Genomic DNA, 14,908 nt, shown 5'->3' with positions numbered 1-14,908 from the left:
GGTTCAAGATTATGTAACTTTGCCTGTGAAAGGCTCCTCTTATTTGTATGCAGATATGAAATCTGCACACAAATAAGAGGGAAAGAATAAAAAATCAGAGCCGTGACACAGTTCTGTTTACACTACCTTTTTACAACCTTTTATACAATACTTATCTTCGTGATGAACGATAGGGCTTATTATTAATTGCTCCCAATCCTATCTTCTGTGTTCCATCCCAATTCGTCAGTTGGTCGGCACAACCATTGGAGCCACCAAGCGAAACGTATGTGTCTGCACTGCATGACATGTGGTCAACAAAAGCGAGGAAGTTGTCAATAGCTTTGTCTGTGAATTGAACTTCATTTGTGGCGAAGAGTTTTGTCCAACTGGTGACACATTCCTGCTTGAAGTCTGTAAAACCATGCCAAGACATATCAGACAAGAACCTTTTTGTTGCCGATTCTATACAGGCTTTAGAGTCCAATCCAATATTATGCTTTACAGCAGATGCCATAATGCCATAGTATATGGAAGCCGATTCTTTCTCGTTGAAGTTGACTCTATCTGTCTTGGCAAAGGAAGATAGAGCTTCATGTCCCTCATGGATGAACTTGTCAAGCACTCCTATGTATCTATTTTGCCGAGCCATGCTTTCACGTTTAGCTTCGGCTTCTTGCCGAGCCTTTTCTTTTGCACCTTCCTCCTTTCGTGCTTCCACTCGTCTCCATGCATCAGTCATTTCTGGCTCTTGCCAAATGGCATTCCAACGAGCCTTCAAATCATTGTACATTTCCATAAGTGTGGTATTATAACTTTTGGCACTGGCGAGTTCTTCCTTCGCATAGACAAGTTGAGTAGTCACTCGCTCCACAGCCTTCTCGTCAAGTTGAGAGATGCGTTGTTTGACTTTGTTGTTTTCTGCCTTTAGCGCATCATTCTCGGCACGAAGTGACTTGTTCTCCTCTATCTGCTTATTGAGATTCTGCATATAGTAAGTGTATGTCTTGTTGACAGACTTGCGTACACCTTCATTCTGTTTGTCACGTTCTGCATTGATGGCTACGACAAGAGCTTTGATAGCTGCGTTGATGTTGTTTACACGCTCCTCACGCCATGCCTTTTGTCCGATAAGAGTAGGAATAGGGATGGCAAGTTCTTTCTTTACGGCATTCATCGCTTCTTGAACAGGAACCTTTATGTTGAGAAAAGGAATGGTCAGCTCCTTCTTGTCGATTGTGGCAAGCACAGCATATTTCTCCACTTTGTCAAGAGCAACTTTCGCCTGACGTTCCGCCTCAAGTACCACCTTGTTTTTGTGCTTGCGTCCCCGTTTCTCTTCCTCTGAAAGTTCATCATAGGAGAAACCTCTTGCCAAGCCATACTTATGACCTACCTTGTTGTAATAGTCGGTATGAAGTTGTGATAAATACTGTGACTTATCCTTTGCTCGCTCTCCCCACACTTTGGCATAAGAGACCCTTTCAACAACACCCTTTGCAACTTCCGATTTTGTGAAGTTGTCACGTTCTTCTTTTGGAAGTGCTCTCCATTCCTTTGTAGAGAGAACCTTTTCTGGATTATCCTTGTGGATATACTTGCTTCCGACGCGCCCACGTTGTTTTACTTGTTCAACAGGCACGGTCTGCACATGGGCATGGATGCTTGTCTCATCACAATGCACATCAAAGCTGATGACATTCTCTTCTCCCCATTTCTCACATGCAAAGCGGTAGGTGTCCAATGCCCAGTCATAGATGCCTTTTTGTAATGTCACCTTGCTGTGGTCAGCATTTGGATCTGACGTGTTGAGTTTCTTTTCACCAAAGGCAAGCCTGTTAAGCACATCATGGTCACCACTGAAGATGATGCCGACAGTGCAGTTCGGACTGTTCCTTGAAACTTGGTCGGGACGCTTGGCATCCATATATGGCTTGAAGCCAAGTTCATCAAGTCTGTGCTGCAAGCGTTCATGCAACGGCACAGACTGGGAACCAAGAGGCACAATCTTTCCACCCTTGACTATCTCAAAGTTGAGTCTCTTGCGTGAGTAGTTATAATGGTTGTTCTTGTCTATGTCTGCGTTTTTTAGTTGGTAACGCTTCTCGTCCCAACCTCTGCGTTCCGCCTCGTTGCCCACTTGGGAAGAGAACGATTTCTTGTCTGTGCCTACATGGATGGCGGCACGTGGTATGTTTCTTTCCATAAGAATCTTGTTTGAGTTTGTAACATTGTTATAGTATGACTGGTGACAGGTCTCGGGCGGAGCTTGAGCATAATAGAAGGACTTTTTAAGTGAACAGCGTCAGCAGGTGAATCTAAAAGTCCCTATTATGTTTAGGACTTTTGTGAAAGTCCGTCACGCAAGCGTGCTCGCAGATCCTTACCCACTCTGCTATGACTCTTCCACCAACACCAATCCAAGACAGTCTATCAGATGCTGGAGTGGCGGATGTTGCTTTATCAGCCTTTGTAGCGCCATCTGCGGTGTTTCCGTCATCAATAGGAAGTCGGCAATGTCAAGACCATTGACCTTTTGTTCATCGGTGGCATTGTCTTCCAAGATATTGCTGACAAGAACTTGTTTGCATATTGATTGCAGCAAAGGAAGTTTGCTTTTCCACTTATCCGTTGCCCCAAGGTCTGGAACCAAAACAACCTCCCGACCGCTTAGGACTTCGACTGCATCTTTATTGAAACATCCGTTCATGCCTCCAGTAGCCAACCATACGAAATCAGACATGAAGTGGGTGGCAATGATGGCTGTCTTTTCGCTCTCCACGATGGCTACAGTCTTGGTCGTGGTTTTATCTGTCAACAGATGTTCGCCAAAGAAGCACTGCCGAAGTGTAAAGTCTGGCAGTTTCAGTTCCGAGTGTACCCAAGTCACCAGGCTGTGGGGTTCCTTGATGCGGTGTCCTGTCTTGTCATCATACTTCATTATCTTGCCAGTGCGCACATTCCCATTGACATCTATCTGCCAAAAGATAGTTGAACCGCCCCATTTCTTTGAAGTGCCGACCTTGTACAAGGCAAACAGCCGTTCTGTCTCCTCCTTGTCAAAGACCATTGAAATGTATCGGTACAAAGGATTGACAGAATAGCCATGCAGTGTTTGCTCCATCAACTTATTCTCAATGAAAGTTGGAAGAGGTTTCTCTTTCCTACACTCTTTGATTGGTGTTTTATATCTCCAATCATCATTGCAGTTGGCATCGGGATTGTCCTTGAAATAATCAGATGGAGAATAATGGTAGCCACAACTCTGTTCATGGTCACAACGCCCCACATTGTCAGGAAATACAATCTGTCCTTCCTCGTCAATATATCTTGCAAAGCAACGCTTACGCCTACATTGAGGGCAAGCATATCGGTTGCCCAGCTTGTATTTCTGTAGATGGAATCTATACTCACTCATAAGGCACTGCACTTGTTGCACCTTGCACTTTCTGCACTTTTGCACTTGTTTGGCACAAAATGCAGCTTCTTTTGTGCAAGAGTGCAAGAAGTGCAAAGTGCAAACGGTGCAAGGTGGTGGTTCTACTTCTGTACTTTCTCATAATTGCCTTGCTTGTCTTTGATGATAAAGTTTTTCTGACAGAAGTCTTTGAGCATATACATGACAGTACGTCTTGCAAAACCGAAATCCGCTCCAGCCTTTACTGCTTCAGCAGTTACGAACTTGTTTCCCAACGAGTCAAGTACCTGTTTCTTCACAGGGTCGGTAGCCTCGGTTGAAACGAGGTCATCCATCCTTTTGTATGACTTCTCAAAGTAATCGCTCATCCGTATGGCTGCATTCACGGACTCCGCATCAACAAAATCCTTGTGAGACTCATCACAAGCCCATCGGAACAGTTGGAATATCAAGGCAAGCCGAGCCGTGTTCAAAGGAACTTTTGCAGCACGTGAGTCTATCATTTTTTCATCCGTAATGGCATTCTGCCGTTCTATGTCCTTATTCTGCCAATCATAGAATATGTCAATGGCTTCATCAGAGAAGTCAAGAACATTGAAGATGTCTTCCGTAAAAGGAAGAGCCACAGCCTTGTCTATGATTTCTTTCCATACACGGAATGGTCTTTCAATGATTGCAGCATCTTGTTTTGGAACCTTAACCCAAGGAGCAATCTTTAAACCTTTTGGGCATGTAATCAGAAAACGGTCAAGAAAACCATTCTTCTTGAATCCCATATCATAAAGTTCATGCACAATACCAGTCTGGATAGTTCCTACAATCTGTATGCAAGGATAATCAATGCGTAAAGGGCAATCAAGATTACAACGAGAAACATCTACAGGCAAGCCATTGTGAGCCGACAGCATCTGTTGTACAAAAGAACTGTTGTTGTATCGGTTGATGGTGTTGAACAGCCCCATTATCTCATCCACCACAACTGCCACACCTCTGAGGTTGGCATCGTGATTACGCATCAGAATCTCTGGTGTGAAGTCATTCATGATATTCTTATGCAGGACTGGTACAGGAGGTAACGATTCCCATTCCGTCCGTTTTTTGCCCTTGTTTCTCTCCACAATGGCTGCATACTCATTCTTTAGAGCCTTGAACTTATGGTGCTCCTCAGTATCAATGTCGTGCAACGGTTTGTAGGCAAAGTTCAATGGTGGAGTCTTGCCGACTCCTGGTCTGCCAACAAGAATGACATATAGAATAGGTGAAGTAATCCAATTGCCTTTAATCCGGATATAGCAGGAGTTGCCGACGGCTGCTGCCATAGCGGATATTAGGGAAGTGACAGTGAACTCAATGGAATAGTTTTCCGTCCTTGCCAAATCAAGAATCATCTGCTGCATCTTCTGGGGGAATATGTCAAGCGGAATGCCAGAAGTGGCTACGCCCGAAGCCTCCGAGCGTAGCTTGTTACAAATTTCAAGCGCATCCATTACATTACCAGTTTAAGGGTTTGGGCTTGCGCTTGTTTCCTGCAAGAATGGCAGCGTTCTCCTCTTCTGCTGTGAGAGGTACAGGATTCTTGCGGTTTGTCTCCAGCCATTTGTCAAGTTCGTCTTGATAAAGGCAATAACGCTTGCCTGGCTTTGTGGCAGGAATGCTGCCGTTGCCAAGTTTCATGTAGAGAGTTGCCATCGGCATTTTCAGGTATGCCGATGCTTCCTCCACACTCATAGGTATGTGCGTGTTCGCCTTGTGTGGCTTGTTCTGTGATTGCAGACCGATGATCATCTGCTTCATGCCCACCACTTCATCCCGAAGCTGGGCAACGACCATTGGAAGGTCGTTGAAAGTTAATTCCTTTGTCATATACAAGTTGTTCTAAAAAACTGGGACAAAGGAACAGAATGATGCTTCCGTTACTGAGGTTCGTGACAGTCATTTGTCATTCACGAAGGAATAACTCTAACAATAGGGATTATTCGGGAGTTTCCTCTGATATATCATGAAACTCATATCCTCCATTGCCAGGCTCATCAATCGGAATGACATCATTAGAACATGGTGCTTTCAGGTTCTTCAATGTGCTGTAGTCCAAGCCTTCAAACGGCTTTGGAAATAAAGCCCTGACAAAGGCTATTCGCATTGCCATTGTGTAATCACGTTTACCCAAACGTTCTGCGATATTCCACACGAAGTGCCTTAAAGGAATATTCTCAACCATCTCCTTGAAACGGTTTATTGCTATCGGGGTATAGTTGGTGTCGTTGCTCCATTCCTTGACAGCCTCAATTACCTTGTGCAAATCTTCCTCATACAGAAACCTTGACATGGTACGATGCACATAGTCAAGTACGGCTCTCGTTCGTTTTTCCTTTATCTCCTGTGCTTCTTTTTCTTGTGCCTCTACACACTTGGCATAGTCCTCATGACTGTATTGTGCTGACTCTGTTTGTGGTAATGTTTGCTTTGGCTGTTCTTGTTCTGTTGCTGGCTCTGCTTCTACAACGTTTTTCTTTGTCTTGCTGTTGCTACCAATGGTCATCAGTTCATAGGGATAATTCACCATAGAAATGAATATCGCCCAAAGCAGGATGTTGCTCCCTACAAAGATGATTGACTCGACAAACAGACTTTGGTGAAAGTCATTGCCTACATACATAGCCACGACAAGAGAGATGGCGAGAATTGCAGTACCAACAAAAGCGTAGATGGTACAATCTGAAGTTGTCTTGGTTTCTATCATTATTGTATTCGTTTTATTGTTATTCGTTCAAAAACTTCCACAAAGTTAGATGCAGAAGCATGTAAAAACAGCATTTACGTTCTCTGGCACTCTTTCTTTTACGCTTTATTAGCGTTCTAATATGATTTCATACTCTGAATCATACTTGAAACAGCTCGTTAGTGCCAGTTGCCGCTAATTGCTGACTACAAAGGTAAGGATGAAGAAAAGGGATATTTGCAGTTCCTCTTTAATATCAACAGAAATTGGAATGTATTTGTCGAATTGGTTCTATCCACGACAGCAAATAGAACCAACAAAATGAGAAAAGGACTATTGGAACACTATCATTCCAACAGTCCTTTTCTGCGTGTTATTGTCAAATGGTTACTTCTTCAAGGTGATACAGCCAACCGAAGCACGCTTCTGGGCATCGGAAATCTTGGCATACACCTCTGTTGTTGCCACATTCTTGTGACCGAGATAACGCTGCACAACCGCAATACTTGTTCCTGCGTCCAACTGGAGACAGGCAAAGCTGTGGCGTGAGCAATGATAGGATATATGCTTGGTGATTCCTGCTTCTCTCAGCCAGTTCTTCAATGGTGCCTGTGTCATGGAGTCTTTGAAATCGGGGAACACCTTACCTCGTTTATCTGGTGAATAGCCTATCAGTTCCAAGGCTTCCTCACTGATTGGGTTATGCACGATGTCCTTTGTCTTCTGCATTCGTGTAGTGACATACATCACACCATCGCTGCCGTATGGCTGTATTTCTTCCCAAGTGAGCTTCTTGATGTCGCTCTTTCGCAATGCCGTTAGACAAGAGAACAGGAAGGCTCGCTTCAATGCAGGGGTAGAGCATGGAGTGGATGCCAAGCGGATAACCTCGTCTTGTGAAAGATGCTCCTTGTCAGTCGGGATTGTCTCGATACGCTCCAAGAAACCGTTCGGGTTCTCCTTTATCTTGCGATCACGATAGGCAGTGTGGATTGAAGCACGGAAAGTTGACCAGTAGTTGGCTGCTGAGTTGATATGTAGTTTTCTGTTCTTATGCAGTCCCTGTGGTGCTGTCAGCAGATACTCACGAAATCTGTTGCACAAGTCCACGTTTATCTCACCGAAGGTACACTTGCCTTGCGTGAAGGTACGAAAGTGCATATAGACGTGCTGCCACTTGGAGTTCTTCTTGTCTGCCAGTTTCTTGAAGTAGGCGAGGAAATCTCCTTTCATCTTCTCCTTGTCGAAGAAATCATAACGCTCGTTGACGATAGCCTCAAAGCGACGGCAGCGTATCGCCTCGGCTCTTGCCGTAAGGTTGAGGTTGTACTTCTGTTCCGTCTGGTTCTTCGGCTTGGCATAGATGTAGATGCCAAGCGACTCATGGCGGATGACTTTCATCGTGCTCTCGTCACGATAGCCTGGATAATAGTCAAGATAATAGGACAGCATGCGTCCGTCCTTGATTTTGCGTGTACGCAATGATACGGTCTTGCAAATGTTGCTCATAACTGATATGTATTATTGATGATTATTCATGGTGAAGTGTCTCTTCACGGCTGCAAAATAACTGAATGATACTTCCGTGACTCCAATTATTTGCAGTCATTGATGGATAATGCTGAAATCATTTGAAATCACAGTCCTTTTGCTGCTCTTTCCGCCATTGCTCGCTCCACATCCGTCTTCAAAAGCAAGTTCTTTACACCCACTTTTACCTTGCTAATATGGTGAACTCTCACAATATGGCAGATATTGGCACTTGTCAGACCATACAACAGCTGCACTTGTTCGGTGGTATAATAGTTGTCATCGCTCATGAGGTCAGTCCTGCGCAGTTCTTCAAGATGTTCCTTGGAATAATAGGTGCGACCATACTCACGTTTGGTGGGTATCTTATGACGATATGCATATGCCCTGAGTGCCGACTTGCTCATACTGAAAGCATCCTCTACATCATCAGCAGTCACCCATTCCGTGATGCTGTTGATGTCAACGGCAGTACCGAAGAACTCATCAATATGCCGTTTGCTGTAATAGTTCTTGCCAGCGATACGGCACATCGGTATCTGGTTGCGCTTGGCGGAGGTGTAGAGCCAAGACTTCTTGACCTTATAAATGGACATCACTTCCTCACCAGAATAATAGTCAAGCACCTCATTCTCCTCTTTCCCTTTTGTCGGTTCCTGCTTTCGTATTTGCTTTTCTGCTTTTGCCTTTTTATTGGGTTTGCTCTTGCTGGCAGGAATCACACGCTTGTAGGGATTACCCTCAAACATCTTCTCTATATCAGCCTTTCTTACGAATGCCATTCTGCTGCTCAATCTTGATGCCTTCAACTTTCCGTTAGCCACAAGTTTGTAGATATACTGTCGGGTGCATCCCATCAGAATGGCAGCTTTGGAGAAGGTAAGATACTCCTGATGTTGCAGATCCATGATTGGCTCAATACCGTTAATCAATTCCTGCTGTCTTTTCTTCCTAAGACGTTTTGCCTCTGCCTGACATTCCTCGGAACAGTATTTCTGCATACCGCTTCTTGGCACGAATGTCTTGCCACAAAATTCACATTTTCTTGTCGGTCTCATACTCTATGATATTGCTATGTTCTACATACTTTGAGTATTCCACCTATGGAGTAAACGGAAGTGAACCATTGACAACCTTTGTCAACCCAATCCACGATATAACGCTTTTTGCCTATCAGCTTCAAATCTGTCCTTCATCGTAACCACTCGTAAACCCTTGTCAACTACGTTCACAATATGACAAAATAAAAGCTCCGCAAATTCTCCACGGTAGAAATACGCTGCAAAAATATGTGGAAAATCGGGAACTGCCAAAAAGCACTCAGAAAGTATTAAAAAACAAAGAGTGTTGAAAATCAATACTTTATGGTTAGTTAGTCATAGTAAGTTATGGTTAGTTATAAGGCTCTAAATACAAGAATGGAATGCTTCAGAGCCTATTGAGGTAATACCAGCAGGAAGGGTTAAACTCGTTAATCCGCTACAGCCATAGAATGCGTTCCAGCCTATTGAGGTAATACCAGCAGGAAGGGTTAAACTCGTTAATCCGCGACAGCCTTGGAAAACATAATTACCTAAAGTAGTTACGTTAGATGGTATTTCGATACTTGTGATCTCTTTATCATTTATATAATATTTAATACCACAATCTACATCTATATAAGGATGACCTTTTATTAAATATGTGTCTAAATTATCATTTATACAAAATCTAACCTCTTTTAATCCGCTACAGCCACAGAATGCGCCTTTGCGTATCTCGGTAATACCAGCAGGAAGGGTTAAACTCGTTAATCCGCTACAGTCATAGAATGCGCAATCGTCTATCTCGGTAATACCAGCAGGAAGGGTTAAACTCGTTAATCCGCTACAGCCATAGAATGCGTCATAGCCTATCTCATCATTATAAGTATAATAATATCTATTATTATAATTATCATTATAATAGCAATCCCCACCTCCTACAATCTTTGCCTCAGACAAATCTAATACAGAAAGCTTTCCGTCAGTAGAATTACCTATATAATCTCTTCCAGCCATCTCACGAATCATCCTCAAATCCGTACCATTTATCTTACCAATAATCTTCAAATTGGTAATCTTATACTTTTTACTACTTGCAATTCTATCAGGCAAAGTACCAGCCTTTTTCAACTGAATGGTGATTTGCCTTGTAATCAAGTCGTTATCTGCAGCATAAAGCGACAAACAACCAAGCAACATAAACATCAAGGTAAAAAAACTACCTCTTTTAATAATTTGTTTCATAACTATTCTTTTTTAATTTACCACAGTGCAACTTTGCCTGCTATTCCCAAGTCAATAGTTGCTGTAACTACACCCAATGCCTTAAACACTCTTCTCATAGTTGGAATAGTTATACTATAACCTCTTTCCAATCGAGAAATCTGCGCTCTTTTCACTCCGATACGCTCGCCAAGTTGTTCTTGCGTCAAGTTTTGTTCTATACGAGCTTTTTTGATAGCTTCGCCCAGTCTGTAAGCATGTAATGCTTCATCCACATCACTTTCGAAAGCGTCACGTTTTGGAGTGCCAATTTTTCCGAAATGCTTGTCAAGAACATCATCTAATGGAGTAAGATTCATCTGTGCCATAATTACTTATTTTTGAAATATTCTTTTCTGATTGCTTCTGCTTTCGCTATTTCCTTACTTGGTGTCTTTTGAGTTTTCTTGATAATACCGTGAGTGGCAATCACCAATGTCTCTTTGTCCCTATCCCAAAAGGCAAAAAGCCGATAAGCAGTCTTATTATATAATGTACGGAACTCCCATATCTCCGAATTTTCTAACTTCTTGAAAAGTTCCTTGTTGCGTTCTCCTCCTGCAACACGCTTGATGTTGTAGTATATCTTGTAAGATACCGCTTCAGGTAAACTCTCAATGAAGTCCTGTGCCTCGTCTGTCAAGACAAGTCGGAAGATATTTTGTGCCATATTATTCTTTTTGGTTGACAAAGATACTCATATTGTTTCATAAAAAAGAAACATCTGCGATAAAAAGCCATCTTATGCTACATTTTTAACTTTTTAGCTACATATAATTGCGCATCAAGAACTAACAGGCAGGTTGCGAAGTACATTTGTAAACTCAGTTGAAATCATCTAAATCATAACTGAAAATAAATCATAAAAGATAAACTGCATTTTTGTAAGTCGAAGTTTTTGTTGTACTTTTGCAACCGACAAGAGTTGTTTGACAAGCAAACGTATGCGCATTGCAGAAATTAGAACCATTGCTAAATCATTACCTCCATTGAGGTGAAACACTCATAAATCGCTCATTCTAAGCTATTCGGCAGTTTTTAGCGTAATTTTAACGGAAAAGAGAAGAAGAAGAATCCGAAAATTCATACTTTTGCACCATATATAACTGATGGCACACACCTATGGTACGCCATCAACCCAAAACTACAACAGACATGGAAGAAAACAAAGCTCGAATTATGGTCGTCGACGACGAACAGGACCTCTGCGAAATCCTGAAGTTCAATCTTGAGACCGAAGGATATCAGGTAGCTACCGCATACTCGGCAGAAGAGGCGCTGGAGAAGAATCTGGCGCGCTTCGACCTGCTGCTTCTCGACGTGATGATGGGCGGCATGGATGGGTTTGCAATGGCAGAGAGGCTGAAGTCCAACCCCGAGACAGCCCACGTACCCATCATCTTCCTCACCGCCAAGACCGATGAAAACGACAAGGTCAACGGACTCAATCTGGGTGCCGACGACTATATCGCCAAGCCATTCTCCATACGCGAAGTGATGGCACGCGTAAGGGCGGTGCTCCGCCGCTCGGGCGAAAAGAGCGTCGGACAGCAGATACTGAAGTTCCGCGGGCTCGAAGTCAACCTCGACAAAAAGACCGTGAGCATCGACGGCGAAGACATCCCCTTCAGCAAGACCGAGTTTGAACTCCTGGCGCTGCTGTTGCGTGAGCGTGGCCATGTCTTCTCCCGCCAGGAACTCATCAACCGCATCTGGCCCAAAGACGTGCTGGTGCTCGACCGCACAGTCGATGTCAACATCACCCGCATGCGCAAGAAGATTAAGGACTATGCCCACCACATCGTGACAAGGCTGGGTTACGGCTATTTCTTTGAAGAGTAACACTATGAGAAGACCCACGGTAGGACAGAAGTTGTTTGTAGGCGTCATCGCCGTGTTTCTGGTCTTCGCCAGCACGTTCATCGTGTATCAGCAGGCGAGGGAGAAACAGTTCAAGATAGACGCTCTCAACATCAGGCTGCAGGACTTCAACGACCGCATGGCCGACGAAATCCACGACGGTGTCATCGCCACCGAGCGGGAGTACAGCGACTATGTGCGCCGGCACCATGCACCGGGACTGAGAGTGACCCTCATCCGTCCGTCGGGCGTAGTAATCTATGACAACTGGTCCAAGCGCAAAGCCCACATTGGCAACCACGCCTCGCGCCCTGAAGTCAAGCAGGCGCTCGAGCATGGCACGGGCTCTACCGTCGAGCGCAGCAGCAACACGATGAAGGGCTACTTCTTCTACTCGGCGTCCTACTACCCCGACGACAGCCTCATCGTGCGCAGCGCTTTGCCCTACAACCACGACCTGGCCAAATCGCTCCAGGCAGACCAGCATTACCTGTGGTTTGCATTGGCTGCAATCTTCATATTGGTCATCATACTCTACCACTTCGCACACAGGCTGGGCAAGAACATATCCACGTTGCGCGCCTTTGCCATCAGGGCGGGTCACAACGAGTCGCTGGAGACCGAGGAGCTCATCAACTTCCCCAACGACGAACTGGGAGAGATAGCCGAGAAAATCATCAAGATATACAAACAGCTGCAGCACACCCGCCGGGAGCAGGATGTGCTCAAGCGGCAGCTCACCCAGAACATTGCCCACGAACTCAAGACTCCTGTGGCAAGCATCCAGGGCTATCTGGAGACCATCCTCGACAACCCCAATGTCGACGATGCCATGCGCCAGCAGTTTCTGGAGCGCTGTTATGCCCAGAGCCAACGCCTCACGTCACTACTGCAAGACATATCGACGCTCAACAAGATGGACGACGGCGTCCAGATGATGGACTTCACCGATGTCGACGTGGCGCAGCTCGTGGCGGGCATCGCCAAGACCACCGCCCTACAACTGGAGCAGAAGGGAATGAAGGCAGTGGTAGACTTGCCCGAACGGCTCGTCATCCACGGCAACCAGAGTCTGCTCTACAGCATCTTCCGCAACCTCACCGACAACGCCATAGCCTATGCCGGCGAGGGCACCACCATCCAGCTGAGCGCCCATGACGAGGGCAGCCAGTGGCGGTTTGTCTTCAGCGACAACGGAGTGGGCATCGAGCCTCAGCATCTGTCACGCATATTCGAGCGCTTCTACCGAGTAGACAAGGGGCGCAGCCGGAAGATGGGCGGCACAGGGCTCGGGCTCGCCATCGTCAAGAACGCCGTGGGGCTGCACGGTGGCTCCATCACCGCCACGTGCCCCGCTGAAGGTGGAATGAGATTTGAATTTACCCTAAACAAGTAACAATACAAGAACAAACAACATGAAGACTATCACCGCAACACCCCTACAGTCGCGCGAGATAGCCCGGCTCATCATGGTGGCCATGAACTACGAGTGCTGCCAGTACTTCGCCGGCGACAACCATACGCTCGACGAGTTTGAAGACATGATGACCGCTCTGGTAGAGCGCACCGACAGTCAGTACAGTCATCTCAACACGCTGGTAGCCCTCGACGGCGACGACATCGCCGGCATCTGCGTGAGCTATGATGGCGGACAGCTGCACCAATTGCGTCAGGCGTTCATCAGAGAGGCCCTCCACCGCTTTGGCCGTGACTTCTCTGCCATCGACGACGAAACCCAGGCTGGCGAACTCTATATCGACAGCATCTGTGTGAAGCCCGAATACCGCGGCAAGGGCATTGCCTCGCAGCTCATCGAGGCTACCATAGACAAGGCACGCACCCTGGGACTGCCGGCAGTAGGTCTGCTCGTAGACAAGGGCAACCCCAAGGCCGAGAAGCTCTACTCCCGCATAGGTTTTGTGCATGTGGACGACTCTGCTTGGGGCGGACACGCCATGAAGCACATGCAATACAAGCTGTAAGGCCATCCCGGCTGGCTGGGAGATGACCCCGACGACGCTGGAGCAAAACTATACGACACAGAAGACTATCTATACGAGATGGGGGAAAACCACTGGCATTGTGCCTTTGGTTTTCCCCCATTTTCTGTTGATTGCGGGTCAGCGGATTTTTCCGGTTGGTAACACCGTATGTTAGGAATAAAGTGTTGCCAGCCTGTACATGAAGAACCTGATATCCCCTACACCTCTGAACTGTGTTCTAAAAGCCTTGATTTTAGCATTGAACGATTCTGCCGATGCATTGGTAAGCCTTTCCTCAAAATAGTTGATGATGGTATCGTTGTGGTTCTCAAAGGTTTCAATAACCTTGTTGAAACCTTCATACCCGAAATCTTCGACATCATTGTACCATCTGGCAAGGTTAAGCCTTGCCACTCCTGGCTGGGTTTTCTTGTTGAAAATGTCCACAAGACTGAGGTAGAGACCATACGCCTTCTTGAGTTTGGGAAACATCTGAAAGAGAATTTCGGCCCTTGTCTGCTGTTGGGCATTCCATTTCGATTTGTGCATGAGAATCATATGTCGGCTGCGTGCCATAATCTGCGGCCTGGTTTCACCGTTGGCCATACGTTCTGGTACCCATTCCCCTATAAGTTCCTTCTCGGCCCTCGTATGTGCCGCCTTACGTTTTGTCCTATGCTCTTTTATGGCCTTGTTCTCCTCCGCAAGCACATCCCATCGTAAGGCTATTCTCATCTGGTCAATGGCCTCGGTCATAAGTCGTTGCACATGGAAACGGTCATTTATCAGCTTGGCATTAGGGAACGCAGTCCTCACTGTCAGCATCATGGCAGAAGACAAATCTGTGGTCACGGTCCTTACACGGCAGCGCAGTTCACGTGGGACTTTCTTCAATATTGCCGACACTGTATCCGAAGCTACACCACGAACCATTGCAGCCAGCGCTCCCTTGCCGCCGTGGGCTGCCTTGTCCGTCAGGATAGTGTAGACCTCACCGTTGGAAAGACAGGTCTCGTCAAGACTCATGTCCTCACCGAAATTGTCTGGAAACAGCATGTACTCCTCTGCATGGTCCAATTGTTCCCAGTTGCGATAGTCACTGATTTTCTCCTTGTACTGTTTGCGCAGCGTCTGA

General features: G+C 45.8%; 14 protein-coding genes. 3 read left to right on the top strand and 11 right to left on the bottom strand.

What is annotated here, in order from left to right; genetic code table 11:
* Positions 1–151: 151 nt before the first annotated feature.
* The 10 genes from mobV to CIK94_RS08225 form a co-directional block, all read right to left on the bottom strand.
* Positions 152–2,185 carry a MobV family relaxase gene (mobV, locus tag CIK94_RS08270; RefSeq protein ID WP_044080125.1) on the bottom strand — a complete coding sequence of 678 codons (2,034 nt, stop codon included), beginning with the start codon at positions 2,183–2,185 and terminating at the stop codon, positions 152–154.
* 189 nt (positions 2,186–2,374) lie between these two features.
* Positions 2,375–3,397, bottom strand: a complete 1,023-nt coding sequence (locus CIK94_RS08265) for a DUF6371 domain-containing protein (RefSeq protein WP_044074740.1) — start codon at positions 3,395–3,397, stop codon at positions 2,375–2,377.
* Between the two features lie 122 nt (positions 3,398–3,519).
* Positions 3,520–4,884 (bottom strand): DUF3987 domain-containing protein, encoded by a 1,365-nt coding sequence (locus CIK94_RS08260; protein WP_044074741.1) that lies wholly within the window; start codon positions 4,882–4,884, stop codon positions 3,520–3,522.
* 4 nt (positions 4,885–4,888) lie between these two features.
* Positions 4,889–5,260 carry a helix-turn-helix domain-containing protein gene (locus CIK94_RS08255; protein ID WP_044074742.1) on the bottom strand — a complete coding sequence of 124 codons (372 nt, stop codon included), beginning with the start codon at positions 5,258–5,260 and terminating at the stop codon, positions 4,889–4,891.
* Between the two features lie 109 nt (positions 5,261–5,369).
* Complete coding sequence (locus CIK94_RS08250) at positions 5,370–6,137, bottom strand: hypothetical protein (RefSeq protein WP_044080124.1); 768 nt, start codon at positions 6,135–6,137, stop codon at positions 5,370–5,372.
* Between the two features lie 366 nt (positions 6,138–6,503).
* A complete protein-coding gene (locus tag CIK94_RS08245) occupies positions 6,504–7,625 on the bottom strand; it encodes a site-specific integrase (protein WP_044074744.1) in 1,122 nt (373 codons plus the stop codon).
* A gap of 128 nt (positions 7,626–7,753) precedes the next feature.
* Positions 7,754–8,704 carry a helix-turn-helix domain-containing protein gene (locus CIK94_RS08240; RefSeq protein WP_044074745.1) on the bottom strand — a complete coding sequence of 317 codons (951 nt, stop codon included), beginning with the start codon at positions 8,702–8,704 and terminating at the stop codon, positions 7,754–7,756.
* Between the two features lie 348 nt (positions 8,705–9,052).
* Positions 9,053–9,913: a leucine-rich repeat domain-containing protein gene (locus CIK94_RS08235; protein WP_094422563.1), complete on the bottom strand. Its 861-nt coding sequence runs from the start codon at positions 9,911–9,913 to the stop codon at positions 9,053–9,055.
* A gap of 17 nt (positions 9,914–9,930) precedes the next feature.
* Positions 9,931–10,260, bottom strand: coding sequence for a helix-turn-helix transcriptional regulator (locus CIK94_RS08230; RefSeq protein WP_094386722.1), 330 nt, complete (start codon positions 10,258–10,260; stop codon positions 9,931–9,933).
* A gap of 2 nt (positions 10,261–10,262) precedes the next feature.
* Positions 10,263–10,601: a type II toxin-antitoxin system RelE/ParE family toxin gene (locus tag CIK94_RS08225; RefSeq protein WP_077195648.1), complete on the bottom strand. Its 339-nt coding sequence runs from the start codon at positions 10,599–10,601 to the stop codon at positions 10,263–10,265.
* 485 nt (positions 10,602–11,086) lie between these two features.
* On the opposite strand from CIK94_RS08225, the gene CIK94_RS08220 reads away from it, so the two are divergent.
* The 3 genes from CIK94_RS08220 to CIK94_RS08210 are packed head-to-tail and all read left to right on the top strand — an operon-like array spanning position 11,087 to position 13,773.
* Positions 11,087–11,773, top strand: coding sequence for a response regulator transcription factor (locus CIK94_RS08220; RefSeq protein ID WP_094386721.1), 687 nt, complete (start codon positions 11,087–11,089; stop codon positions 11,771–11,773).
* A gap of 4 nt (positions 11,774–11,777) precedes the next feature.
* Positions 11,778–13,187 carry a cell wall metabolism sensor histidine kinase WalK gene (locus tag CIK94_RS08215; protein ID WP_094386720.1) on the top strand — a complete coding sequence of 470 codons (1,410 nt, stop codon included), beginning with the start codon at positions 11,778–11,780 and terminating at the stop codon, positions 13,185–13,187.
* A 19-nt stretch (positions 13,188–13,206) separates the two neighbouring features.
* Positions 13,207–13,773, top strand: coding sequence for a GNAT family N-acetyltransferase (locus CIK94_RS08210; protein ID WP_094386719.1), 567 nt, complete (start codon positions 13,207–13,209; stop codon positions 13,771–13,773).
* A 171-nt stretch (positions 13,774–13,944) separates the two neighbouring features.
* Here CIK94_RS08210 and CIK94_RS08205 read toward each other — a convergent pair whose 3' ends face one another.
* Positions 13,945–14,850, bottom strand: a complete 906-nt coding sequence (locus tag CIK94_RS08205; RefSeq protein WP_254046174.1) for a transposase — start codon at positions 14,848–14,850, stop codon at positions 13,945–13,947.
* Between the last annotated feature and the right edge of the window lie 58 nt (positions 14,851–14,908).

The sequence above is a fragment of the Prevotella sp. P4-51 genome, assembly GCF_002251455.1.
In the GTDB taxonomy this organism is placed as follows: domain Bacteria; phylum Bacteroidota; class Bacteroidia; order Bacteroidales; family Bacteroidaceae; genus Prevotella.
Note: the sequence above shows the minus strand (reverse complement) of the source record. Positions and strands in the feature narration are given on the sequence as shown.